3 protein-coding genes are annotated in these 1,962 nt (G+C 70.2%); 1 reads left to right on the top strand and 2 read right to left on the bottom strand.

All coding sequences use genetic code 11. The features are described from left to right. On the top strand, window positions 1–1,362 hold a 1,362-nt coding region (locus tag KBX39_RS29955; protein ID WP_210873758.1), incomplete at its 5' end, for a DNA translocase FtsK. A gap of 64 nt (window positions 1,363–1,426) precedes the next feature. On the opposite strand, the gene KBX39_RS29950 is transcribed toward KBX39_RS29955, so the two are convergent. Further along, window positions 1,427–1,669 carry a hypothetical protein gene (locus tag KBX39_RS29950; protein WP_043325780.1) on the bottom strand — a complete coding sequence of 81 codons (243 nt, stop codon included), beginning with the start codon at window positions 1,667–1,669 and terminating at the stop codon, window positions 1,427–1,429. A gap of 88 nt (window positions 1,670–1,757) precedes the next feature. Further along, on the bottom strand, window positions 1,758–1,962 hold a 205-nt coding region (locus KBX39_RS29945), incomplete at its 5' end, for a multidrug efflux SMR transporter (protein WP_247660749.1).

The raw sequence follows: 1,962 nt of genomic DNA, 5'->3' as shown, positions 1-1,962 counted from the left end.
GGTGACCGTCGGGCCGCGGTCACCGGGTTCACCCGCGGCCCGACGGTCACCCGGTACGAGGTGGAGCTGGGCCCGGGCGTCAAGGTCGAGCGGATCACCCAGCTGTCCCGCAACATCGCGTACGCGGTGAAGTCGCCGGACGTGCGCATCCTCAGCCCGATCCCGGGCAAGAGCGCGGTCGGCGTGGAGATCCCGAACACCGACCCGGAAAACGTGTCGCTCGGCGACGTGTTGCGCTCCCGCGAGGCGACCAGCGACCACCACCCGATGGTGGTGGCGCTCGGCAAGGACATCGAGGGCGGCTACGTGGTGGCCAACCTCGCGAAGATGCCGCACATCCTGATCGCGGGCGCCACCGGCGCGGGCAAGTCGAGTTGCCTCAACAGTCTGCTTGTGTCCATTTTGACCCGGGCCACGCCGGACGAGGTGCGGCTGCTGCTGATCGACCCGAAGCGCGTCGAGATGACCGGCTACGAGGGCATCCCGCACCTGGTCACGCCGATCGTGACCAACCCGAAGAAGGCGGCCGACTCGCTGGAGTGGGTCGTCCGCGAGATGGACATGCGCTACGACGACCTCGCCGCCAACGGGGTCCGGCACATCGACGACTTCAACCGCAAGGTGCGCAACGGCGAGATCAAGGCGCCGCCGGGCAGCGAGCGGGAGATGCGGCCGTACCCGTACCTGCTGGTGATCGTGGACGAGCTGGCCGACCTGATGATGGTCGCGCCGCGCGACGTGGAGGACTCCATCGTCCGGATCACCCAGCTCGCCCGCGCCGCCGGGATCCACCTGGTGCTGGCCACCCAGCGGCCCTCGGTGGACGTGGTCACCGGCCTGATCAAGGCGAACGTGCCGTCCCGGCTCGCGTTCGCCACCTCCTCGCTCGCCGACTCGCGGGTCATCCTGGACCAGCCCGGCGCGGAGAAGCTGCTGGGCCGCGGCGACGGCCTGTTCCTGCCGATGGGCGCGTCGAAGCCGCAGCGCATCCAGGGCGCCTGGGTCACCGAGCGCGAGATCGCCGACGTGGTCAAGTTCTGCAAGGACCAGCGGGAGCCGGAGTTCCGCCCGGACGTGCTCGCCCCGGCGCAGGACAGCAAGAAGAAGATCGACGAGGACATCGGCGACGACCTGGACCTGCTCGTGCAGGCGGTCGAGCTGGTGGTCACCTCGCAGTTCGGGTCGACCTCGATGCTCCAGCGCAAGCTGCGTGTCGGTTTCGCCAAGGCGGGCCGGTTGATGGACCTGATGGAGACCCGCGGCGTGGTCGGGCCGTCCGAGGGTTCCAAGGCCCGCGACGTGCTGGTCAAGCCGGACGAGCTGGAGGAGGTCCTGGCCGGCCTGCGCGGCGGCGAGGACTGACGACCCACGACGGACGACGGCGGCCCCCACCGTCAGGTGGGAGCCGCCGTCGGCGGTTTCCGGCTCAGTTGAGCAGCGCGGCGACGAGCACGGCGCCGATGATCGCGCCGACCACGCTCGCGGCGGCGGCGTACCAGCCCAGCGGCTTGTCGCCGAGGACGGCGCCGACGATGCCGAGGATCAGGCCGAGGACGCCGAAGATCAGCGGGGACAGGAAGATCGCGAGAGCCGCGAAGACGAACGCGATGATCGTGCAGATCCGGGCGGCGTTGGTACGCGGACGGGCGCTGGCGTGGATGTCGGCCATGGGGTTCCTCCGTGAGTGATCTCGCTACCGGTCAAAGAAAGATCCGGTACCCCGGCCGCCGCGTCGTCCAAACCGGATGCGGCATCGATCAGGCGAACAACTTCAATCCGATCACGCCGGCGACCACCAGCAGCAGGCAGGCCACGCGCGGCAGGTTGACCGGCTCGCCGAGCGCGAGCATGCCCACCAGCGCGGTGCCCACCGCGCCGATGCCGACCCACACCGCGTAGCCGGTGCCGACCGGGATGTCGCGCAGCGCGTACGCCAGGCCGGCCATGCTGCCGACGAGCGTG

Origin of the sequence: Micromonospora sp. D75 (assembly GCF_018070405.1) — a bacterium.
GTDB lineage: Bacteria > Actinomycetota > Actinomycetes > Mycobacteriales > Micromonosporaceae > Micromonospora > Micromonospora chalcea.
This window is presented reverse-complemented; position numbering and strand designations above follow the sequence as displayed.

What these genes read in the sequence shown, in the direction of transcription:
- KBX39_RS29950 (WP_043325780.1), bottom strand. Translation starts at nt 1,669, where the DNA reads ATGGCCGACATCCACGCCAGCGCCCGTCCGCGTACCAACGCCGCCCGG.